This window comes from Janibacter corallicola NBRC 107790 (assembly GCF_001570965.1).
In the GTDB taxonomy this organism is placed as follows: domain Bacteria; phylum Actinomycetota; class Actinomycetes; order Actinomycetales; family Dermatophilaceae; genus Janibacter; species Janibacter corallicola.
In genome coordinates this window covers 1-21,102 of sequence record NZ_BCSR01000032.1, presented here as the reverse complement: position 1 = coordinate 21,102, position 21,102 = coordinate 1, and the positions used below count along the sequence as shown (strand labels likewise).

The window sequence follows — 21,102 nt, the reverse complement described above, 5'->3', positions numbered from 1 at the left end:
CGGGCCGCGCGGAGGCGTGTCTCAGCGGGTGGCCAGCTCCTCGGCCACCCGGGCCAGCTCCGCGAGGGCGTGGGCGACCGGGCGACGCCGCTGCGCACCGGCACGGGTCACGGCCGCGATCCGCCGTGACGGTGAGTTCTCCCCGCTCAGCGGTATCCGGGCCACCGGGTGCAGGTCCGGCCAACGAGAGAGCCGGGAGACGACGCAGACCCCGAAGCCCGCGGAGACCAGGGCGATGCCGGTCTCCCACTCGTCGGCGTGGTGGGCGATGTTCGGCGTGAACCCCGCTGCGGCACAGGAGGCCGTGACCAGCTGGTGGTACGTGCTCCCCGGGCACCCGATGATCCAGTCCTCCCCGGCGGCCTCGACGATCGATGCCGACCGCTTTCCGGCCAGGGGGTGGTCCTGCGGCACCACGAGGTCGAGCGGGTCCTCCAGGAGGTGGTGCTGGGCGAACCGACCCTCGGTCCGCGGCGGCGTCGACGCGGTCACCACGACCACGCCGACATCCGCCTCCCCCGCCAGGACGAGGTCGTAGCACTCGGCCGGTTCGGCCTCGACCATGCGCGTATCCATGTGCGGGTACCGGTGGACGAGCGAGCGCATCACCGGGGGCAGCAGGACGCTTGCCGCCGTGGAGAAGCCGCAGACGGTGAGCACACCTTGGACCGAGTCGGCGTAGGCGTCCAGGTCCGCCCGGGCCCGCTCCCACTCCCGGGACATCACGTCGACGTGCTCGAGCAGTGTCAGCGCCGCTGGCGTGAGCCGGACATTGCGACCGTGGCGCTCGAGGAGGTCGACCCGGAGCTCCTGGGCGAGCTGGCCGATCCGCTGCGAGACCGTCGACGGCGAGTACTGCAGCGCCTCGGCGCCGCCGGTGACGGTGCCGTGCCGGGCGACCATCTCCAGCATCCTGAGCCGTACATCAATCATGCGTTCCTGCCGAATGGTTCTGGTTGATTTCCTGCGATGGTAATGAAAGGGCGATGCGGTGCACTCTAGGACCAGCAGCCCCCGTCGGAGGGGTTCTCGATCCAGAAGGAGGTTCAGTTGACCGATCGAGCCGTCGCCCCGGGGTCGCCTCGTCAGCTCCGGGCCGGCGCAGGTGCGCTGGTCGCACTGTCCGCCGCCGCCAACATGGCCAGCCCCCTCTACCCGCTCCACCAGCAGGCCCACGGGATGTCGGACCCGTCGATGACCCTGCTGCACGCCACCTTCGCCGCGGCGGCGCTCTCGGCCCTGCTGCTCTTCGGCTCCGCCGCCGACACCTTCGGCCGCCGCCCGGTCCTGCTGGCGGGGATCGTCGTGGCGGCGATCGGGACGGCGCTCTTCGCCGTCGACGCCGCGGGGATCGCCGGGCTCTTCCTCGGACGTGTCGTCCTCGGGATCGGCACCGGCCTCGGAACCGGTGGCGGAATCGCGCTGATGGTGGAGGCCTCCCCGTCCCACCGCCCGTCGCTCGGCTCCACCGCGGCGACGGTGGCCTTCGTCGCCGGCACCGGCCTGGGGCCTGCGGCCGCCGGAGGGATCGCCGCACTCACCGGCGACATCCACCTGCCCTACGTGGCCATGCTCGTGGCCCTGGGCCTCGTGGCCTGCTGGATCCGGCGGCTCCCTTCGCACCGTCCCGCCACCCGCCAGCGGTGGCGGCCGACCCGGCCCGCGGTACCGGCCACGATGCGCGAGACCTTCGCCATCGCGTCGGCGACGGGCTTCCTCGGCTGGGCCGCCGTGGGGACCGTCCTGGCCGTCCTGCCCGCGGTGGTCACGGCGTCGGTCCCCGGCGCCGGCCCCGGGACCACGGGCGCGGTCGTGGGCTCGGTCCTCATCGTCTCCGCGGTCAGCCAGGTCGCGGCCTCGTGGTTGCGGGCCCGTGCCGCGCAGACGATCGGTCTCGCGCTGCTCGCGCTCGGTGCCACGCTGCTGCTCACCTCCCAGCTGGTCGTCACCGGCGCCGGACCGGTCCTCGCGGTGACGGCGGTCGCCGCGGTCGTCACCGGTGCCGGGCACGGACTGAGCTACTGGGGCGCGAACTGGGAGGCCGACCTGCGCACGCCCCCGACCCGCCGCGCCGAGGTCACGGCCGCGCTGTACCTCGCCTTCTACCTGGGATCGGGACTGCCGGCGGTGCTCATCGGCATGCTGGCCGCGACGATCTCCCTGGCCTCGTCCTTCGTCCTCGTCCTGCTCACCCTGCTGCTGGCGACCACCGCCTTCCTCCCGGTGCCGAGCCTGACCCTCACGGGGGTACGGGCCCCGCGCCAGGAGGGGACCGGCGCCTCAGCGCCACGGGAAGGCGCGCCGGGAGGCCAGGGCCTCCTCGAGCTCGGACTGGGCGTCGACGATCGCGCGACGCACCCCTTGCTGCAGGTCGCCCTCGAGGCAGGCACGGGAGAGGGCGAGGGTCTCGTCGCTGACGAAGCGTGACGGGTAGGCGGTGGTCGCGACCCGGGCGAGGGCGTCCTCGCCGAGCCACTCGGTCATCGGCGGGACATCGGTGAAGTACCGCTCCACGTAGGGCGTGACCAGCGAGCGGTCCTGCGGCCCCCAGAAGCCGGACGCGATGGCCACGAGCTCGTGGTTGCTGCGCTCCCGGTTGGTCGTCAGGTCGGCCCAGGTGGCGGCCTTCGCCTCGGGGGTCGGGATCGCGGCGCGGGCGGTCAGGGCGCCGAGCCGCCCGGACATCGTGTTGTCCTCGGTGCGTGCCTGCTCGATCTCGGCCTCGCCGATGAGCCCGCGACGGCTCAGCTGTCCCAGGAGGATCCAGCGGAAGTCGGCGTCCTCCGCGAGGCCGACCGGCAGGCCCTCCCCCTTCGCCCAGGGCCGCAGGCGCCCCTCGACGTCGTCGGTGGTGCGCGCGACGAGGCGGGCGGCGTGCAGGGCCCGCGAGGAGCCGGGCTCGGCCTCCGCGAGCACCCGCTCACCGACGGCGGCCATCCGCGCGGTCGCCCCGGCCTGCTCCTCCTGCGGGAGCAGCACCCGGATGACCCGGGCGGTCAGGTGCATGCCGGCCCGGGCGAAGATCGAGTCGTTGGTCTCGGTGGCCAGCGCCGCCTCGCCGAGGTCGACGAGCAGCCGTGGGTCCACCCGGCACAACGCGGCGCCGTCCCGCAGCGCGACCCACAGGACCGCGCGGGCCCGTTCGTCGCTCATCCGCGGCAGCTGGGCGAGCAGCGACCCCAGCGAGGTGTCGTCCAGCAGCGGTGTGGCCCAGGTGAGGTCGGCGGCGTTCGGCAGGACCAGGGGGGCCTCGAGGTCCAGTCCCTCGACCGTGGTGCGCTCCCCCGCCACCTGCACGGCCACCCGGGAGGTCTCGACGCCCCCTTCGTAGGTCGCCACGTCCATGGCGTGGGGCCGGTCGGCAGGGTGGCCCTCCGGCACGGTCCGCACGAGGGTGCCGGTCTCCCGCTCGAGGGCGAGGGCGTCGACGCCGGCGGTCTCCAGCCAGGCCCGGCTCCACGTGGCCAGCTCCTGCCCGCTCGCCCGCTCCATCGCGGCGAGGAAGTCCGCGAGCGTCCCGTTGCCGTAAGAGTGCGCCGTCAGGTACTCGTGGATCCCCGCGAGGAAGGCCTCGTCGCCGATGAACTCGATGAGCTGGCGGATGACGGCGGCCCCCTTCGCGTAGGAGATGCCGTCGAAGTTGGCCAGCGCGGACTTCGCGTCCGGCGCCGGGGAGCCGGCGACCGGGTGGGTGGAGGGCTTGCGCTCGGCGCTGTAGCCCCAGGACTTGCGGGCCATCGTGGAGTCGACCCAGGCCTCGGTGTACCCGGTGGCGGCGACGAGGCAGCGGTGGGCCATGTACTCGGCGAAGGACTCGTTGAGCCACAGGTCGTCCCACCACTGCGGGCTCACGAGGTCCCCGAACCACATGTGCGAGAGCTCGTGGCTGATCGTGTTGGCCCGGGTGAGCAGCTCGTCGCGCCCGACCGACCCGCGGAAGAGGTAGGAGTCGCGGATGACGACGCACCCGGGGTTCTCCATCGCGCCGGCGTTGAACTCGGGGACGAAGACCTGGTCGTAGTCCCCGAAGGGGTAGCGGATGTCGAAGATCGAGTGGAAGTAGTCGAAGCTGGACTTCGTCACCGCCAGCATCTCCGGCGCGTGCCGGTGCAGCTCCTCGGCCAGCGAGGCCCGGGCCCACAGCCCGAGCCGGATCCCGTCGTGCTCCTCGTGGACCCCGACGTAGGGGCCGGCGCACAGCGCCACGAAGTAGGTCGAGAGCGGCTTGGTCTCGGCCAGGTGCCACACCCCGCCGTCCTCGATCCGCCCGGGCCCGTTGCCGATGACCTGCCAGTCCGAGGGTGCCTTGACCGAGACCGCGTAGGGGGCCTTGAGGTCCGGCTGGTCGAAGCAGGCGAAGACCGAGGGCGCCGCGTCGAGGAAGAGGTGGCTGAAGACGTAGTCCTGCCCGTCCGCGGGGTCGCTCGCGCGGTGCAGGCCGGTGCCGTCGTGGCTGTAGGCCATCGTCGCGCTCACCTCGAGGACGTGCTCGCCGGCGGTGACCGTGAGCGGCAGCCGCCGGTCGGCGAGGGCGGTCACGTCGAGGTCGGTGCCGTCCAGGCTCGCCCGGTGCAGCGTCACCGGGTCGATGTCGACGAAGCTGTCCCCGCCCGCCGTGGCGGCCAGGTGGATCCGGGTGAGCGAGCCGAAGTGCTCCGCCCCGGCGTCCAGGTCGAGCTCGACCTCCATGCGGGTGACGGTCAGCAGGTCGGCGCGGTGGAGGGCTTCGGCACGGGTCAGGGAGGGCACCCGTGCATCCTGTCACCCGGACCACATGATGTGTCGCCGTACCCGCGCTACAGTGGCCGGACTGTGCGATGAGGAGTGCGGTGGACGACGTCGACACGAGCACCAGTTCCCCGAGCGGAGCGCTCTCCCACCTGCTCACGCACGCCCGTGGTCACCGCGTGAAGCCGATCACCCGGCGCCTCGTGGCCACCATCGCCACCGAGAACGCGCCCTACGACGACACCGGCGTGGTCCCCCCCGCAGGACCTGTGGCGGTCCTGCCACGACAACGTCGAACGCGTGCTCGACATGCTCGTCCTCGCCGTCCGGCCCGACGGCAGCCTGACCTCGGTCGACGAGCTGGACCCGATCTTCGACGCGGCCCGCGCGACCGGACGGCTGCGCGCCCAGCAGGGCCTGCCGCTCGATGACGTGCTGCGTTCGTTCCGCATCGGTGGGCGCCTCATCTGGGAGGACCTGGTCGAGATCGCCGACCCACCACTGGACCCCGAGAGCTTCCGCGACCTCGGCGTCTGGCTCTGGGCCAGCGTCGACAAGTCCTCGGCCGAGGTCGCCAGCTCCTACCGCCACACCGAGCTGCAGCTGCTGCAGGCGGACGCACAACGGATGGCCTCCTTGTGGGAGGGCCTGCTCACCGGCCGCGCCCGCGAGCAGGCCTTCGCGCACGAGGTGGCCCGGACGATGGACGTGCCGGTCGACGCCCCCGTCCTCCTGGTGGTCACGGGCAGCACGCTGCAGGAGGCGATGGACGTGGTCGACCCGCTCCTGGGTTCCCTCGGGGCCACGACCGCGTGGCAGTCCCGGTCCAGCGGCGAGGTCGTCGGCCTCGTCGTCCTCCCCGAGGACGGCGACCCGCGGCCGGTGCTGGACGCGCTGACCTCGCGAGCGACCCTCGAGGGTGGCGTCTCGGCCGTGTGCCACGGACTGGCCGAGGTCGATCTGGCCTTCGACCAGGCGCGGATGGCCGCCGAGGGCCACGCCCCCGGCAGGGGCATCGCCTCCTACGACGACCAACTCGTACCGGCGCTGCTGCTGCGCTCGCCGCAGGTCGCCCTTCGCCTCGTCGAGCACTGGCTGGGCCCGCTCGCCCACCTGCCGGAGGCCGAGCAGTCGGAGCTGGTGGACACGCTCGACGCGTGGGTCGCCGCGGGAGGGTCCACCAGTCGGGCCGCCACCGCACTGCCCTGCCACCGGAACACGGTGCTCAACCGCCTGCGTCGGATCTCTGCCCTCACGGGCCACCGGCTCCTGGAGGAGCCCCCCGAGGTGGGTCTGGCACTGGCCCTGCGGGCCCGCTCGCTGGGCCTCGGCTGAGGCGGGCACCTGCTGACCGGCTGTGCGGACTGCACAGATCTGGCCGGGACATCGTGGGCCGGCTCACCGCGCGGAACCCGCGCCGATCCGGTCTACTGACGTCAGCCGAAGACAGCGTCGTCCAGACCGGGAGGGTCCCCATGACCGATGTCCACTCCACCGAGTCGACCCCCGTCGGCCCGAGCCGGCGGTCGTTGATCGGATACGTGCTGGCCGGTGCCACGCTCGCCACCGCCGCCGACATGTCCCTGGGCAGCGAGTCCGCCCGGGCCGTCGTCCCGACACCACCACAGGTTCCCGAGGTGATGGACCTCAACGACCTGCTGACCCTGGCGGCCGAACCCACCGCCAACCTCATCACCGTCACCATCGGCGAGGACGGCAGGGCATCCTTCGCGCTGCCGCGCGCCGAGGTCGGCCAGGGCATCGTCACCTCCAGCGCGATGATGATCGCCGAGGAGCTGGACCTGCCCGTGGACAAGGTCGACGTCACCCTGGCCAAGGCCCGCCCGGAGTTGCAGTTCAACCAGCTGACCGGCGGGTCGAACACGACGATCTCGACCTACACCCCGATCCGCGTGGCGGCCGCGCTGGCCAAGCAGCGTCTGCTCAAGGCCGCCGCGACCGTCCTCGGTGACACCGTCGACGCGCTGAAGGCCAAGGACGGCCTCATCACCGACAGCACCGGCGCGAGCATCGGTTACGGCGAGCTGTCGGTCAAGGCCGCGGTCGCCGAGACGGTCCGGGCCGAGGTCACGTTGAAGGACCGCTCCGAGCACACCGTCATCGGTCGCCCGCAGGGCCGCACCGATGCCCGCGCCGCCGTGACCGGGGCCAAGGTCTTCGCGATGGACCTGGACGTGCCCCACGCCCTTCCGACGATGGTCGCTCGCCCGCCCACGCACAACGGATCCCCCGTGCGACTGCGCAACCGGGCCGCGATCGAGGCGATGCCGGGGGTGACCGACGTGGCCACGGTCCCCACGGGGGTCGCCGTGCGCGCCAAGACCTTCGGGCAGTGCATCGACGCCATCATCAAGATGGACGTGCAGTGGGAAGGGGGGCGGCTGGCCGGCGAGGACGACGCCTCGATCCTGGCGAACCTCAAGAAGGCCGAGCTGCCGATGGCGGTACCGAAGGTGCCGGCGCTGGCCAAGCAGGTGGACGCCGAGTTCACCTTCCGGTTCCGCAGCAACTCCTCGCTCGAGCCCAACTGCGCGATCGCCGACGTGCGGTCGGGCTCGGCGAAGATCTGGGGGTCGATGAAGTCCCCCGTCGTCGCCCAGGAGGCGATCGCCGCCGAGCTCGGCCTGCCGGTCTCGAAGGTGACCGTCGAGGTCACCCAGGGCGGGGGGTCCTTCGGACGCAAGCTCTTCTACGACGCGGCCCTGGAGGCATCGCGGATCTCCAAGGCGATGGGCAAGCCGGTCAAGCTGATGTGGCACCGGGCCGACGAACCACGCCAGGGCCGGCTGCACCCCATGTGCACCTCGCGGGTGCGCGCCACCCACCTGGGGGGCGAGGTGCTCTCCTTCGAGCAGCGGCACACCAGCGTCAAGACCGACTTCGGTCACGGCCTGGGCGAGATCATCACCAGTCTGGCGGCGAAGCTGCCCGTCGGCGACCTCACGTTCTCGGAGACCATCTTCACCCTCACCCAGGAGGTCCCGTACAACTTCGGCGTCGTCACCCAGCTGCTCACCGAGACGGACGACCGCTTCAACACCGGCAGCATGCGCAACATCTACTCACCCGACGTGCGCGCTGCCAACGAACTGGTCGTCGACGAGCTCGCGCGACGGATGCGCAAGGACCCGGTCGCCTTCCGTCGCTCCTTCCTGCGCAACAAGCGCGCCGAGGCTGCCCTGGACCGGGTCGCCGAGGTGGGTGAGTGGGGCCGGGACCTACCCGAGGGGATCACCCAGGGTGTCGCGATCCACAAGGAGTACAAGGGCGTCACCGCGTGCCTCGTCGAGCTGGACACGAGGCCCGAGACGGTCGACCGGGACATCCGCGCCGGCGTCGCGGGTCCGCGGGTGACCAAGGCCGTCTTCGCCGTCGACGCGGGCCTGGTCATCAACCCGACCGGGCTGAAGGCGCAGATGCTCGGCGGCGTCATGGACGGCATCGCCCTCGCCCTGACCTCCAGCTGCCACTTCGAGGAGGGGCACTTCCTCGAGGCGAGCTGGGACAACTACTTCTACACGCGACAGTGGAACTCCCCACCGGAGTTGCAGGTGGAGGTCATGCCCTCCGACGAGGGCCAGCCCGGAGGCGCCGGTGAGGCCGGGGTCGCGGCCAGCTTCGCGGCCATCGCCTGCGCGTACGCCCGGGCCACCGGGAAGATGCCCACCGAGTTCCCGATCAACCACGCCGACCCGGTCGCCTTCGAGCCGAAGCCATTCGTGCCCCCGGTCCCGCAGTCGCCGACCAACGGCCTGAACTTCACCTACTGAGGAGCGCTTTCATGTCCAGTCACACCTTCGTCCTCAACGGCGAGAAGGTCACCGTCGACGTCGAGCCGGGCGTGCGCCTGCTGTGGGTCCTGCGCGACGTCCTCGGAGTCACCGGACCGAAGTACGGGTGCGGCATCAACGTCTGCAAGGCCTGCACGTCGCACCTGAACGGCAAGGCGGTCAACCCCTGCTCGGTCCCGGTGGAGAAGATCTCCGAAGACGACGAGATCACCACGATCGAGGGTCTGGCCGACACCGTGGACGCCGACCTGCACCCGATGCAGGAGGCGTGGATCGAGCACGACGTCGCGCAGTGCGGCTACTGCCAGCCGGGCCAGATCATGGCGGCGGTCGCGCTCGTGCGCAAGGTCCGCCGCGAGGGGCGGGCGATCAGCGAGGCCGATCTGGACGGCATCCGCAACATCTGTCGCTGCGGCACCTACACCCGCATCCGGGAGGCGATCCGCTCCGGCGAGCAGAACATGTGACCGGCTCGCCGTGGCTCCCGCGAAGGAGTCGGTCAGCGGGGCTGCTGCGGGCCCCGGGCCATCCCCTGCAGCCGGAGGATGCGCTTGTCCATCGGCGGGTGGGTGGAGAAGAGCTTGGAGACGTCCTTCGCGCTGAAGGGGTTCGCGATCATCATGTGCGAGGCGTTCTGCAGCTGCTGGGTCGGCTGCAGCGGGGCCCGCTGGACGCCGTTCTGGAGCTTGTCGAGGGCGGAGGCCAGGGCCAGCGGGTCGCCGGTCAGGCTCGCCCCGTCCTCGTCGGCGTCGTACTCGCGGGTGCGGCTGATCGCCATCTGGATGACCATCGCGGCGACGGGGGCGAGCAGCGCGACGGCGATCGCGGCGATCGGGTTGCGGTCCCGGTCGCCGCCGAACCACATGGCCATCATCGCCAGCGAGGAGATGACGCCGGCGATCGCGCCCGCGACCGAGCTGGTGAGGATGTCCCGGTTGTAGACGTGCATCAGCTCGTGGCCGAGCACCCCGCGCAGCTCCCGCTCGTCGAGCAGCGCGAGGATCCCCTCGGTGCAGCAGACGGCCGCGTGGTCGGGGTTGCGGCCCGTGGCGAAGGCATTCGGCGCCTGCGTGGGGCTGACGTAGAGCTTCGGCATCGGCTGACCGGCCCGCTGGCTCAGCTCCGCGACGATGCGGTGGATCTGCGGGAACTGCTGCGGGTCGGCCGGGTAGGCACGCATGGCCCGGATCGCCAGCTTGTCCGAGTTCCAGTAGGAGTAGGCGGTGGTCCCGACGCCGATGAGGGCGAAGACCCAGAGGAACTTGCCGCCGCCGATGAGGGCGCCGACGATCAGCAGCAGCGCGAAGATGCCGCCGAGCAGGCCAGCGGTCTTCAGACCGTTGAAGTGCTTGTGCATGCCCTCGTCAACGCCTGACCGGGCCGTTACGTTCCCGCCCCGAGCAGCAGCACGGGCACGAGGGTCGCGGCCACGAGGACGAGCGCGGTGAGCACCGCGACGAGCGTGGCGGCCCGGCCGGCGGGCTCGACCTCCCTCGGTGCCCGGACCGGCGTGACGATCAGGGCCAGCCAGCGCAGGTAGACCGCGATGCCCAGGACCGCGGCGGCCACGGCGGGCAGCGCCACCCACCAGGTGCCGCTGGAGGCGAGCGGCGCCAGGACGGCGATCTTCGCCAGCAGCCCGGCGACGCCCGGGGGCAGCCCCGCGAGGGTGAGCAGCCCGATGCCGAGCACGATGGCGTGGGTGGGGCGGCGCCGCACCAGCCCGCGATCGTCCTCGAGACTGCGGCGCCCGTCCGGCGCGAGCGAGACGATCACGGCCAGCACGGCGGCGGTCGCGAGGACGTACACGGCGAGGTAGCCGACGGCCGCGTCGACGTCACCACCGGCGAGCGCGGCGAGCACCCACCCGGCCTGGGTGACGCCGGACCAGGCCATGAGGCGAAGGGGATCCCCCGCGGTGAGCGCGAGCACCGCACCGACGAGCATGGAGAGCACCGCCAGCACCCCGAGGAGGGGGGTGAGCAGGTCGGTCACGTCGGCTGCGGCGCGCACGACGGCGACGAGCCCACCGAGGGCGGCGACGCTGGAGACGGTGGCGAGCAGCAGGGCGACCACGGCGCCCGAGCGCGGGTAGGTGGCCGGGGCCCAGGCGTGGAAGGGCACGAGCGAGAGCTTGAAGGCAACCCCGGCGACGAGCAGCGTCGCGCCGAGGGCGATGACGGCGGCGTTCGCGGGGTCCTGTGCCGGGGTGGCGGCAGCGGCCTCGTCCAGGCGGATGGTGCCGGTCCCGATGGTCCACAGGCCGGCGCCGACGACGGCGATCGCGAAGGAGGTCACCGAGGTCGTGACCAGGTGCATCGCCCCGCTGTCGCGCCGGTGGCCGCGCAGCACGGCGAGCGCGACGATCGGGAGCGTGGCCAGCTCGATCCCGACGAGCCAGGTGCCGAGGTCCCGGGCGGCCGCGACGACGGCGGCGCCGGCGACGGTGGTGAGCAGGAGCGCGGCGTCGACGCCAGGGCCGGCGTCGTGCCGGCCCGGGGCGTGCGTGTCGTCGACGGGTGGCGCCGCCCCGACGGGGCCGACGAGGCACCAGAGCACGGCCAGCCCGGCTGCTGCGGCGAGGCCCTGGAGCAGGGTCGCCGAGCCGTCCAGGCGCAGCAGGCAGTCGGTGACGTCACCGGTCGACCCGGCGACGGTGAGGGCCGGGTCCTTCGGCAGGCAGACGGTCGCCAGTCCCCCTTCGGTCCCGGCGCGCAGCCGCAGGACGACGGAGGCGGCGAGCGCCACGACGAGGGCGAGCGGGCCGAGCAGGACCGCGGGCCAGCGGCGGCGGGGCCACAGCGCGTCGAGGGCGAGCACGAGCACCGCCCCGATCGCGGGCGCGAGCACGGGTGCGGCGACCAGCAGGTCGATCCGGGGCGCCCCGGCGAGCGAGGTCAGCGTGGTCATCGGCCCACCACCGCCGCCAGCGCCGGGTCGGTCACGGCCAGCAGCAGGCCGGGCGCGACCCCGAGCACGACGATCGCGAGCGCGAGCACGAATCCGGGCAGCAGCTCGGTGGAGCCCAGCTCGGTGGTGATCCCGTCCCGTTCGTCGGAGCCGTGCCCCTCGGCGGCGCCGGCCTCGTGGCCCTCACCCACCCAGACCAGCCGGGCCACGCGAAGGGAGTACCCGGCGGCGAGCGCACCGCCGACCGCGGCGGCCGCGGCGCAGCCGACGAAGAGCAGGTGCGGTCGCCCGTCTGCCGGGTCGAGCGCGGCGACCACGGTGGTGAACTCCCCCCAGAAGGCGGCCAGCCCGGGCAGGCCGAGGCCGGCCGCGAGACCGACCATGAGCAGCACACCCGTGCGGGGCGCGTGCTCCCGCAGCGCGCCTCGCGGTCGGGTCAGGTCGTCCCCCGCCCACCGGTGCTTCAGCCCGCCGACGACGAGGAAGAGCAGCGCGGAGACCACCCCGTGGGCGATGTTGCCGTAGAGGGCGGCCGCGACACCGGTGGCGGTGCCGGTGGCCAGTGCGAGCACGACGAAGCCCATGTGGGCGATCGAGGAGAAGGCGATGAGGCGCTTCAGCTCCCGCTCGACGAGACACACGAGGCCGCCCCAGATGATGCCGATGGCGCCGCAGACGCCGAGGACCGGCGCGATCCGCGCGAAGCCGTCCGGGACGGTCGCGAGCGGCAGCCGGATGATGCCGTAGGTGCCCATCTTCAGCAGCACGGCCGCGAGGAGCATCGAGCCGGCGGTGGGAGCGGTGGTGTGCGCGAGCGGGAGCCAGGAGTGCAGCGGCCAGACCGGGACCTTCACCGCCAGGCCGATGGTGAGCAGGACCGCGATCACGACCTGGGTGCGCGGGTCGATGCCCTCGCCCGCGGCCCGTCCGAGCTCGCCGAGGTCGGCGGTGCCGGCCCGGGCGACGAGGAGGAGCACGCCGAGCAGCATGAGGGTCGACCCGAAGGCGGTGTAGAGCACGAAGCGGGCACCGGCAGCGCGCCGCCGCTCCGGGTCGCGGCGGTCGCCGAAGCGGCTGATGAGCACCCACATCGGGACGAGCACGACCTCGAAGGCGACGACGAAGAGCACCGCGTCACGTGCGGCGAAGGTGGCCACGGCCCCGGCGAGCGTCAGGAGCACGCACCCGATGAAGGTCGCTCCCTCCGGTCGGCGGCGGGCACCGCCGAGCGCGGTGGTGCACGCAGTCACGGTCACCAGGCCCGAGAGCACGGCGAGAGGGCCGCTGATGCCGTCGAGGGCGAGGTGCAGCCGGAGCCCGAGCGCCGGGAGCCACGGGAGGTCGACGACGGCCCCGTCCCACCAGGCGACGGCCGTGAGGACGAGGGTCGCGAGCGCCACGAGCAGCCCGGTCCGGGCTGCGGCGGGCCGGGACAGCTCGGCTCCCCCGACGAGGAGGGCGAGTCCGGCGAGCAGCGGCAGCGCGCAGGCGAGGGCGATCACGGGGTCACCCCCACGACGAGCACGGTGATGCCGGCCGCGCCGAGCAGGCCGAGGCCGACGAGGGTCAGGCCGATGACGGGGCGGGCCCGCCGGTGGGTGCGTTCACCGAGGGCGCTGCCGCCGAGTGCCACGCGTGTCAGTCCTCCGACGTAGGAGTCGAGGACCTCCCGGTCCAGGTGGGTGACCAGGCGGGCGAGCGCGAGCACGGGGTGCACGAGCACCACGCGGTAGACGGTGTCCACCCCGAGACCGGCGCCGACCCGCGGCAGCCCCCGTGGCCCGAGGCGGGTGTGCAGCAGCCAGCCGAGGCCGATGCCGAGCAGCACGGCCAGGACGAGCCCGCCGAAGAGCGGCAGCGGCACGTGCGCGGCCTCCGGGAGCCACCGCAGCGCGAGGCCGCCGAGGACGCTCAGCAGGCCGAGGACGACGAGCACCACCGCGACCGCGGGGGGCAGGACGGCGTGCCGGCGTCCGTCCTCCTCGTCCCCGGTGGCGGTGACGAGCAGCGCCCGGGTGGCGTAGGCGGCGGAGAGCACGGCCGTGACGAGCAGCGCGACGAGGACGAGGCGGGAGAGGACGGTCTGGCCGTCGGACGAGGCCGCGACGACGTCCTCCTTGCTCATCCCACCGAGGAGCATCGGGACCCCTGCGAGCGAGGCGAGGCCGGCGGCCCACGCGCCGAGGGCGACCGGGTGCTGGCGGGCGGCGCCGACGAGGTCCGCGATGCGGGTGGAGCCGCGGGTCAGACCCAGCCACCCGATCACGAGGAAGAGCAGTGCCTTGAAGATCGCGTGCCCGTAGAGGTGGCCGAGGGCGCCGCCGAGCGCGCCGGTGCCGGCCACGGCGAGCGGGGCGAGCATGACCCCGACCTGGCTGATCGTGGACCAGGCGAGCAGCCGCTTCAGGTCCGGCTCGAGGAGCGCGCACAGCGCGGCGAGGACCATCGTCACCGAGACGGCCACCCCGAGCAGGAGGCGGGCGGGCCGGCCCCCGTCCTCGGTGAGCAACGGCAGCAGCCGGGCGAGCACGATGGTGCCTGCGGCGACCATCGTCGCGGCGTGGATGAGCGCGGAGGCGGGTGTCGGTCCCTCCATCGCGTCGAGCAGCCAGTTGTGGAAGGGCAGCTGCGCCGCCTTGCCGAGGACGCCGACGACGATGAGCACGAGTGCCGCGGTGAGGGAGAGGTCGTGCAGGCCGCTCGCGCCGTCGCCGCTCCAGTGCGCCAGGACCCCGGAGCGGGAGCTGCTGCGGGCGCCGGCGACGAGCACGGCCATGCCGAGCAGGAAGCCGATGTCGGCGATGCGGGTGACCATGAAGGAGGTGTGCGCCGCCCGCCGCGGTCCCGGCCGGCCGGACCAGTGCCCGATGAGCAGGTAGGAGCACCAGCCCATGACCTCCCAGCCGACGATCGTCAGGAAGAGGTCGGAGGAGAGGACGAGCAGTGTCATCGCCGCGCTGAAGAGGGCGACGGTGGTGTGGAAGCTGCCCCGGCGGGCGTCCTCGGCGAGGAACCACGCCGAGTAGACCTGCACCGCGGCGACGACGAGGCTCACGATCAGCACGAGGAAGACGGCGGTGCCGGAGAGGGAGAGCGCGAAGGGCAGGTCGAGGCCGCCCATGACCCGGCCGGGGCCGACCGCGCGGTCCTCCGCGAAGGGGGCGGCCCCCTTCGCCGTCCGTGGCAGGGCCGCGAGCGCCAGGCCGAGTGACCCGAGGGAGGAGAGCACCGCGAGGAGGGCGGTGAGGGTCCCCCACCGGGAGACGACGAGCAGCAGTGCGGCCGTGATGGCGGGCAGCGCGACGAGGGCCCAGGCGATCATCCGGCGTCCTGCCCGAGGTCGATGCGTCCGCGCCTGCGGTAGGCGGCGACGATGACCGCGAGGGCCACGACGACCTCGGCGGCGGCGATCGTGATGACGAAGAGGGTGAGCACCTGGCCGGTCCACGACCGGTCGGCGCCCAGCGCGCCGGCGGTGACGAGCAGCAGCCCGCCGCCGCCGAGCACCAGCTCGGCGCCGACGAGCATGAGCACGGCGTTGCGGCGGGCGAGGACGCCGTACACGCCCAGCCCCACGAGGACGCTGGCGAGCAGGTACGGCCCGGCGGCGTGGATCATGCGCCCTCCTCCACGTCCGCCACGGGCCGCTCCCCGCTCCGGCCGCCGAGGCCGGCTGCCGCGAGGGCACCGACGAGCGAGGCGAGCAGCAGCAGCGAGAGCAGCTCGAAGGGCCACACCCAGGTCGAGAAGATCTGCCGGGCCAGCTCCTCGCTCCCACCGGGACGGACCTCCGTCGGACCCGCGGTCGGCAGGAGGACGAGGGCGAGCAGGGCTGCCGTGCCGGCGCCGACGAGGGCCGAGAGAAGCCGGTGGCGACGGGAGGTGGAGTGCTCGCTGCGCGGGCCGATCGGTGCCCGGGTGAGCATGAGCGCGATGATGACGAGCACGACGACGGCGCCGACGTAGACGAGCACCTGCACGAGGGCGACGAGCTCGGCCCCGAGGACGAGGTAGCAGCCGGCGAGCCCGAGCAGGGCGACGACGAGCCAGAGTGCGGAGTGGACCACCTGACGGGTGGTGACGGCCAGGGCGGCGGCGGCCGCGGTGATGACGCCGGTGGCGGCGAAGGCGAGGTCGAGACCGGTCACGTCCCGCCCTCCCGGGGGGCCGCGGGCCCACCGCGGGCGGGCTTGTCCAGGGCGGTGACCTCGGGCGGGTCCGCGGCGGCGGGGTCCAGCTCCGGCGGCGCGGGGACCTCCTCGGCCCACTGCCCGAGGCGCTCCTTCTCGTGGACCATGTCGCGGATGTCGGTCTCCGCGTACTCGAACTGCGGGCTCCAGAAGAGGGCGTCGAAGGGGCAGACCTCGACGCAGATCCCGCAGTACATGCACAGCGAGAAGTCGATCGCGAAGCGGTCGAGGACGTTGCGCTGCCGCGCGCGCCCCCCCTCCGTGGTCGGCGGGACCTCCTCCTTGTGCGAGTCGATGTAGATGCACCAGTCCGGGCACTCCCGCGCGCAGAGCATGCAGGAGGTGCAGTTCTGCTCGATGAGGGCGATGACCCCGCGGGAGCGGGCCGGCAGGTCCGGCGCGACGTCCGGGTACTCCCGGGTGTGCGAGGGGGTCATCAGCTGCCTGGCGGTGCTCGCGAGCCCCTTGACGAGGCCCGGCACGACGCCCGGCTCCGTCGGCCCGTGGCCGTGCTGCTCGTGTGCTGCGTGTCCTTCGTCGGTCATGACGTCATCACCACTCCCACTGCGGTCAGAGCCAGCTGGACGAGGGCCAGGGGGACCAGGACCACCCACGCGAGCCGCTGCAGCTGGTCCTCGCGCACCCGCGGCCAGGCCACCCGCAGCCAGATGATGAGGAGCACGACGAGCAGGCCCTTCAGGAGGGTCCACAGCCAGCCGAGCATCCCGGCTGCCGGGCCCTGCCAGCCGCCGAGCCACAGCACCGCGAAGAGCAGCCCCATGACGACCATCCCCGCGTACTCGGCGAGCATGAAGAAGGCGAAGCGCAGCCCGGTGTACTCCGTCATCGGTCCCATGACGAGCTCGCTGTCGGCGATCGGGGCGTCGAAGGGGACCCGTTGCAGCTCCGCGGTCGCGGCCACGAGGAAGACGACGGCGCCGGGCAGCTGCCACAGCAGCCACCACGGGCTCCACTCCTGCACGACGGTGACGAGCGAGAGGGTCCCGGCGGCCATCGCCACCGAGGCGACGGAGAGCACGAGCGGCAGCTCGTAGGCGATGAGCTGGGCGGCGGCGCGCATCCCGCCGACGAGCGCGTACTTGTTGGCGCTGGCCCAGCCGGCCATCAGCGTGCCGAGGACGCCGACGGAGCTCACGCCGAGCACGAGCAGGATGCTGCCGGGCACGTCGGCGGCGACGAGGCCGGGGTGGATCGGCAGCAGGGCGATCGCGAGGAGGTACGGGACGAGGGCGATCGCCGGCGCGAGACGGAAGACGCCCCGGTCGGCCGCGGCGGGGGTGATGTCCTCCTTCTGGACGAACTTCACCCCGTCGGCGACCAGCTGGGCCCAGCCATGGAAGCCACCGGCGTACATCGGGCCGAGCCGCCCCTGCATGTGCGCCATGACCTTGTGCTCGGTCTGCCCCGCGACCAGCGGCAGGACGAGCACGGCGAGCAGCGCGGCCAGCGAGCGGACCGCGATCTCGAGGAGGCTCATCCGTCCTCCCCCTTCGCCGGGCGGGGGCCCCACTCCGGGCCGGGCACGCCGGGCGCGGTCATCCGTCGACGCTTCGAGGTCCGCTTCGTCTCCCGGCCCTCCCCGGGGTCCTTGCCGCCGGGCCAGGGCTTGGTCGCGCGCGATGCGAGCACGAAGGACTTGCGCAGCGGGTGGCCCTCGAAGCCCTCGGGCAGCAGCAGTGGACGCATCCCGAGACCGGTGCCGTCGTCGAAGCCGGAGACCTCCAGGCCGAACATCTCGTGGGTCTCCCGCTCGTGCCACGCGGCCCCGCCGAAGAGCCCCGTGAGGCTCGGCAGGACGCCCCCCTCGGGCACGCGGGTGCGCAGCAGCAGCTCGCGCTGGTCACGCTCGGGCGTGGGCCGCGGGTCGAGCAGGTGGCAGACCACCTCCAGCCCGGGCGAGTCCTCGCGGTCGGTCTCGTCGACGGCGCTCAGCCAGTCGAAGAAGGTCAGGCCCTCCCCCTTCGCCCCGGTGGCGGCCTCGACCCACTCGCCCGGCTGCACGGTGCGCTGCTCCAGGGGCATCTCAGGCCCCCTTCGCCGGGCGCCGCAGCAGGCCCCGGCGCACCTCGCCGGCCCCCGCGGACCGGTGACCGGCGTACTTGGCGCGCAACGACTTCGTCGAGAGGGACTCGGCGGCGATCTTCTCCTGGAGGGTGAGGATGCCGTGCAGCAGCGCCTCCGGCCGCGGCGGGCACCCGGGCACGTAGACGTCGACGGGCAGCAGCTGGTCCACGCCCTTGGTCACCGAGTAGGAGTCCCAGTAGGGACCGCCGGAGTTGGAGCAGGCGCCGAAGGAGATCACGTACTTCGGCTCCGGCATCTGGTCGTAGAGCCGGCGCACCGAGGGCGCCATCTTGTCGGTGACGGTGCCCGAGACGACCATGAGGTCGGCCTGCCGCGGGCCCGGCGCGAAGGGGATGACCCCGAGCCGGATGAAGTCGTGCCGGGCCATGGAGGCGGCGATGAACTCGATCGCGCAGCAGGCCAGCCCGAAGTTGAAGACCCACAGGCTGTAGCGCCGGCCCCAGTTGAGCACGACCTTCATGGGCCGCGGCGCGAAGGCGCCGACGGGCCCCACGCGCGGCATCGGCAGGTCGGTCGTCATCCCGGACACCCTAGGTCAGGTCCACCGCAGCAGCCCGCGGCGCAACGCGTGCACGAGACCGACGAGGACGACACCGATGAAGATCGCGACCTCGATCAGGCTCGCGACGCCGAGCTCGGTGCGCAGCACCAGCGCCCACGGGAAGAGGTAGACCACGTCGACGGCGAAGATCACGTAGAGGAAGGCGTAGGCGAGGTAGCGCACCCGGGTCTGGGCCCAGTCCCGGCCGACCGGGTCGATGCCGGACTCGTAGGTGGTCAGCTTCGTGGGGGTCGGGGCCCGCGGCGCCAGCAGCCGCCGCGCCGTGTACCCCGCGACCACGAGGAGCACGCCGAGCAGCAGCACGCCGGCGATCACCTGGTATCCGTCCACGCGCCAGATCCTAATGGCGCCGTCCGGCCGGGGCCTCGTGGGGAATACCCCACCCCGATACGGGCGTCCTCCTGATGGACTCCCGCCCGCCGAAACGGCAGAGTCGTGCCCAGACACCCAGGAGGCAGACATGACACAGCCGCACGACGGCTCACCGCACCCGAACGCGGAGCACCCGCCCGCCGGCCAGGGCCAGCCGGGCGAGCAGGCCTACCCGCAACCGGGCCAGCCGGTCCCGCAGCGCTACGGCCCGCCGCTGGCCCCGATGAGCCCGGGGCAGGAGCGCACCCTCGGGATGGTCGCCCACCTCGTGCCCGCGGTGCTGCTGCCGCTGTCGGCCGGCACGCTCGGTTTCGTCGCCTCGCTCGTGATCTACCTGATCTACAAGGACCGCGGCCCCTTCGTGCGCCAGCACTCCGCGAACAGCCTGAACGTGCAGATCATCACCGCGATCCTGCTGCTGCTCTCGCTGCCGCTGATGTTCCTGCTCGTCGGCTTCATCACCTACCCGCTCGTCATCGTCGTCGCGACGGTCATCCACGTCATCGGCGCGGTCAAGGCCAACAACGGCGAGTGGTGGGTCCCGCCGCTGACGCCGTCGATGGTCCGGTGACCCTCCGGGCGGAGGGGGTGGTCCGCGCGGGCCACGGGGTCGCCTCCGGGCGGGCGGCGGACTCCCCCTTCGCCACCGGCACGATCGCGCTGCAGGCCCCGCACTTCGCCGCACGGGGGCTGGATCTCTCCCGCTTCGTTCCGGCCACGGTCAACCTGGACATCGCCCCGCTGCACCTCGTGCCGCTGGTGCCGCGGTGGACCTTCGCCGACGTCGCGTGGACCGACGTGCACGGGCCGGAGACCTTCTCCTTCATCGAGGCCACCGTCTCGCGTGCCGGTCGCGAGCACGAGGGACTGGTCTACCTGCCCCACCCGGAGACCAAACCGATGCACCACCAGCCGGGCACCGTCGTCGAGCTGTTGCTCCCCCGGTTGGACGGGCTGGTCGCTGGGGAGGTTCTCTGTCTCGAAGTCCGGGAGCGGCAGGCCCACATGGAGAATGACACATAACATGACGTTATGCATGGCATAGTTTATCCCGCTGGATACCTGGCAGGGGAGCCAATTACCATACATATGTGTCGCGTAATTCGAGCGCGACACGCACCGATGCTTAGGGGCACGACCAGCAACCATGACTTCCGCCGCGACGAGACAACCCACCGACCGCGTCATCATCCGCTTCGCCGGCGACTCCGGGGACGGGATGCAGCTGACCGGCGACCGGTTCACCGCCGACAGCGCTGCGCTGGGCAACGACCTCTCGACGCTGCCGAACTACCCCGCCGAGATCCGCGCCCCGCAGGGGACCATCCCCGGGGTCAGCTCCTTCCAGGTGCACTTCGCCAGCCGTGACATCCTCACGCCCGGCGACGCCCCCGACGTGCTCGTCGCGATGAACCCGGCCGCCCTCAAGGCGAACCTCGCCGACGTCCCCCGTGGCGCGACGATCATCCTCAACACCGACGAGTTCACCACCCGCAACCTGAAGAAGGTCGGCTGGACCACGAGCCCGCTCGAGGACGAGAGCCTCTCCTCCTGGCACGTCCACGGGGTGCCGCTCACCTCGATCACCGTCGAGGCGCTCGCCGAGTTCGACTCGCTGACCCGCAAGGAGAAGGGCCGGGCGAAGAACATGTTCGCCCTCGGCCTGCTGTCCTGGATGTACGGCCGCCCGACGAAGGGGACCGAGGACTACCTCGCGGGCAAGTTCGGCGCCCGCCCGGACATCCTCGCCGCCAACCTCGCGGCACTGCGCGCGGGCTGGAACTACGGCGAGACCACCGAGGACTTCGTGGTCACCTACGAGGTGGCCCCGGCGCCGACCCCGCCGGGGACCTACCGCAACGTCACCGGCAACACCGCCCTCGCGCTCGGCCTCGTGGCCGCCGCGCACCGGGTCGGCCGCCCGCTCGTGCTCGGCTCCTACCCCATCACCCCTGCCAGCGACGTGCTGCACGCCCTCTCGGCCCACAAGCGCCACGGCGTGACGACGCTGCAGGCCGAGGACGAGATCGCCGCCATCGGGATGGCACTGGGCGCCTCCTTCGGCGGCTCGATCGGCGTGTGCACCACCTCCGGGCCCGGCGTGGCCCTGAAGTCGGAGACGATCGGCCTCGCGGTCAGCCTCGAGCTGCCGCTCGTCATCATCGACATCCAGCGGGGTGGGCCGAGCACCGGACTGCCGACGAAGACCGAGCAGGCCGACCTGCTCCAGGCGATGTTCGGACGCAACGGCGAGTCGCCCGTGCCGATCGTCGCCCCGCAGTCGGCCACCGACTGCTTCGACGCCGCACTGGAGGCGGTCCGGATCGCCACGACCTACCGCACCCCGGTCTTCCTGCTCTCCGACGGGTACCTGGCCAACGGCTCCGAGCCGTGGCGGGTGCCCGACGTCGCCGACCTGCCG

19 protein-coding genes and 1 pseudogene are annotated in these 21,102 nt (G+C 72.8%); 7 read left to right on the top strand and 13 right to left on the bottom strand.

The window, feature by feature from the left end:
- Window positions 1–21: 21 nt before the first annotated feature.
- The gene (locus JCO01S_RS11365) at window positions 22–933 is read right to left on the bottom strand and encodes a LysR family transcriptional regulator (protein ID WP_068255500.1); all 912 of its coding nucleotides are present in this window, start codon (window positions 931–933) and stop codon (window positions 22–24) included.
- 117 nt (window positions 934–1,050) lie between these two features.
- Between JCO01S_RS11365 and JCO01S_RS16265 the strand changes: the two are divergent.
- Window positions 1,051–2,106: pseudogene (locus tag JCO01S_RS16265) on the top strand (MFS transporter); the annotation flags it as partial.
- A 174-nt stretch (window positions 2,107–2,280) separates the two neighbouring features.
- On the opposite strand, the gene pepN reads toward JCO01S_RS16265, so the two are convergent.
- Entirely contained in the window at window positions 2,281–4,749 is a 2,469-nt protein-coding gene (gene pepN / locus JCO01S_RS11360; protein ID WP_068255497.1) for an aminopeptidase N, read from the bottom strand.
- A gap of 246 nt (window positions 4,750–4,995) precedes the next feature.
- Between pepN and JCO01S_RS11355 the strand changes: the two genes are divergently transcribed.
- From JCO01S_RS11355 to JCO01S_RS11345, 3 genes are all read left to right on the top strand, one after another.
- Window positions 4,996–6,063 carry a PucR family transcriptional regulator gene (locus JCO01S_RS11355; RefSeq protein WP_500778493.1) on the top strand — a complete coding sequence of 356 codons (1,068 nt, stop codon included), beginning with the start codon at window positions 4,996–4,998 and terminating at the stop codon, window positions 6,061–6,063.
- Window positions 6,064–6,203: 140 nt separating this feature from the next.
- Window positions 6,204–8,519 (top strand): molybdopterin cofactor-binding domain-containing protein, encoded by a 2,316-nt coding sequence (locus JCO01S_RS11350; protein WP_068255491.1) that lies wholly within the window; start codon window positions 6,204–6,206, stop codon window positions 8,517–8,519.
- An 11-nt stretch (window positions 8,520–8,530) separates the two neighbouring features.
- Complete coding sequence (locus JCO01S_RS11345) at window positions 8,531–9,007, top strand: (2Fe-2S)-binding protein (RefSeq protein ID WP_068255488.1); 477 nt, start codon at window positions 8,531–8,533, stop codon at window positions 9,005–9,007.
- A 32-nt stretch (window positions 9,008–9,039) separates the two neighbouring features.
- On the opposite strand, the gene htpX is transcribed toward JCO01S_RS11345, so the two are convergent.
- From htpX to JCO01S_RS11290, 11 genes are read right to left on the bottom strand one after another with little or no spacing between them, the layout of a single operon-like run.
- Complete coding sequence (gene htpX, locus JCO01S_RS11340) at window positions 9,040–9,897, bottom strand: zinc metalloprotease HtpX (RefSeq protein WP_068255484.1); 858 nt, start codon at window positions 9,895–9,897, stop codon at window positions 9,040–9,042.
- Between the two features lie 26 nt (window positions 9,898–9,923).
- On the bottom strand, window positions 9,924–11,450 hold the full coding sequence (locus tag JCO01S_RS11335; protein WP_068255481.1) for an NADH-quinone oxidoreductase subunit N: 1,527 nt from the start codon (window positions 11,448–11,450) through the stop codon (window positions 9,924–9,926).
- Entirely contained in the window at window positions 11,447–12,952 is a 1,506-nt protein-coding gene (locus JCO01S_RS11330; protein ID WP_068255478.1) for a complex I subunit 4 family protein, read from the bottom strand. The genes JCO01S_RS11335 and JCO01S_RS11330 overlap by 4 nt, the downstream gene beginning before the upstream one ends.
- Window positions 12,949–14,772 (bottom strand): NADH-quinone oxidoreductase subunit 5 family protein, encoded by a 1,824-nt coding sequence (locus JCO01S_RS11325; RefSeq protein ID WP_068255473.1) that lies wholly within the window; start codon window positions 14,770–14,772, stop codon window positions 12,949–12,951. Before JCO01S_RS11325 ends, JCO01S_RS11330 begins: the two co-directional genes overlap by 4 nt.
- A complete protein-coding gene (gene nuoK, locus JCO01S_RS11320) occupies window positions 14,769–15,068 on the bottom strand; it encodes an NADH-quinone oxidoreductase subunit NuoK (protein ID WP_068255470.1) in 300 nt (99 codons plus the stop codon). The genes JCO01S_RS11325 and nuoK overlap by 4 nt, the downstream gene beginning before the upstream one ends.
- Complete coding sequence (locus tag JCO01S_RS11315) at window positions 15,065–15,598, bottom strand: NADH-quinone oxidoreductase subunit J family protein (protein ID WP_068255467.1); 534 nt, start codon at window positions 15,596–15,598, stop codon at window positions 15,065–15,067. The genes nuoK and JCO01S_RS11315 overlap by 4 nt, the downstream gene beginning before the upstream one ends.
- Window positions 15,595–16,185: a NuoI/complex I 23 kDa subunit family protein gene (locus JCO01S_RS11310; RefSeq protein WP_084342859.1), complete on the bottom strand. Its 591-nt coding sequence runs from the start codon at window positions 16,183–16,185 to the stop codon at window positions 15,595–15,597. Before JCO01S_RS11310 ends, JCO01S_RS11315 begins: the two co-directional genes overlap by 4 nt.
- On the bottom strand, window positions 16,182–17,138 hold the full coding sequence (gene nuoH / locus JCO01S_RS11305) for an NADH-quinone oxidoreductase subunit NuoH (RefSeq protein WP_068255464.1): 957 nt from the start codon (window positions 17,136–17,138) through the stop codon (window positions 16,182–16,184). Before nuoH ends, JCO01S_RS11310 begins: the two co-directional genes overlap by 4 nt.
- On the bottom strand, window positions 17,135–17,683 hold the full coding sequence (locus JCO01S_RS11300; RefSeq protein ID WP_068255463.1) for an NADH-quinone oxidoreductase subunit C: 549 nt from the start codon (window positions 17,681–17,683) through the stop codon (window positions 17,135–17,137). Before JCO01S_RS11300 ends, nuoH begins: the two co-directional genes overlap by 4 nt.
- Window position 17,684: 1 nt before the next feature.
- On the bottom strand, window positions 17,685–18,266 hold the full coding sequence (locus JCO01S_RS11295) for an NADH-quinone oxidoreductase subunit B (RefSeq protein WP_068255461.1): 582 nt from the start codon (window positions 18,264–18,266) through the stop codon (window positions 17,685–17,687).
- A gap of 15 nt (window positions 18,267–18,281) precedes the next feature.
- Window positions 18,282–18,638: an NADH-quinone oxidoreductase subunit A gene (locus JCO01S_RS11290; protein WP_068255456.1), complete on the bottom strand. Its 357-nt coding sequence runs from the start codon at window positions 18,636–18,638 to the stop codon at window positions 18,282–18,284.
- 130 nt (window positions 18,639–18,768) lie between these two features.
- On the opposite strand from JCO01S_RS11290, the gene JCO01S_RS11285 reads away from it, so the two are divergent.
- The 3 genes from JCO01S_RS11285 to JCO01S_RS11275 all read left to right on the top strand — a co-directional run.
- Window positions 18,769–19,251, top strand: coding sequence for a DUF4870 domain-containing protein (locus tag JCO01S_RS11285; RefSeq protein ID WP_084342858.1), 483 nt, complete (start codon window positions 18,769–18,771; stop codon window positions 19,249–19,251).
- Window positions 19,248–19,703, top strand: a complete 456-nt coding sequence (locus tag JCO01S_RS11280) for a hypothetical protein (RefSeq protein WP_084342857.1) — start codon at window positions 19,248–19,250, stop codon at window positions 19,701–19,703. The genes JCO01S_RS11285 and JCO01S_RS11280 overlap by 4 nt, the downstream gene beginning before the upstream one ends.
- A gap of 124 nt (window positions 19,704–19,827) precedes the next feature.
- Window positions 19,828–21,102: 2-oxoacid:acceptor oxidoreductase family protein (locus JCO01S_RS11275; protein WP_068255454.1), on the top strand; the 1,275-nt coding region annotated here is incomplete at its 3' end.

Bases quoted from the DNA above. Each gene is read 5' to 3' on its own strand.
- JCO01S_RS11345 (WP_068255488.1), top strand. From the start codon at position 8,531: ATGTCCAGTCACACCTTCGTCCTCAACGGCGAGAAGGTCACCGTCGAC.
- nuoH (WP_068255464.1), bottom strand. From the start codon at position 17,138: ATGAGCCTCCTCGAGATCGCGGTCCGCTCGCTGGCCGCGCTGCTCGCC.
- JCO01S_RS11295 (WP_068255461.1), bottom strand. From the start codon at position 18,266: ATGACGACCGACCTGCCGATGCCGCGCGTGGGGCCCGTCGGCGCCTTC.
- htpX (WP_068255484.1), bottom strand. From the start codon at position 9,897: ATGCACAAGCACTTCAACGGTCTGAAGACCGCTGGCCTGCTCGGCGGC.
- nuoK (WP_068255470.1), bottom strand. From the start codon at position 15,068: ATGATCCACGCCGCCGGGCCGTACCTGCTCGCCAGCGTCCTCGTGGGG.
- JCO01S_RS11325 (WP_068255473.1), bottom strand. From the start codon at position 14,772: ATGATCGCCTGGGCCCTCGTCGCGCTGCCCGCCATCACGGCCGCACTG.
- JCO01S_RS11350 (WP_068255491.1), top strand. From the start codon at position 6,204: ATGACCGATGTCCACTCCACCGAGTCGACCCCCGTCGGCCCGAGCCGG.
- JCO01S_RS11285 (WP_084342858.1), top strand. From the start codon at position 18,769: ATGACACAGCCGCACGACGGCTCACCGCACCCGAACGCGGAGCACCCG.
- JCO01S_RS11300 (WP_068255463.1), bottom strand. From the start codon at position 17,683: ATGCCCCTGGAGCAGCGCACCGTGCAGCCGGGCGAGTGGGTCGAGGCC.
- JCO01S_RS11310 (WP_084342859.1), bottom strand. From the start codon at position 16,185: ATGACCGACGAAGGACACGCAGCACACGAGCAGCACGGCCACGGGCCG.
- JCO01S_RS11335 (WP_068255481.1), bottom strand. From the start codon at position 11,450: ATGACCACGCTGACCTCGCTCGCCGGGGCGCCCCGGATCGACCTGCTG.
- JCO01S_RS11365 (WP_068255500.1), bottom strand. From the start codon at position 933: ATGATTGATGTACGGCTCAGGATGCTGGAGATGGTCGCCCGGCACGGC.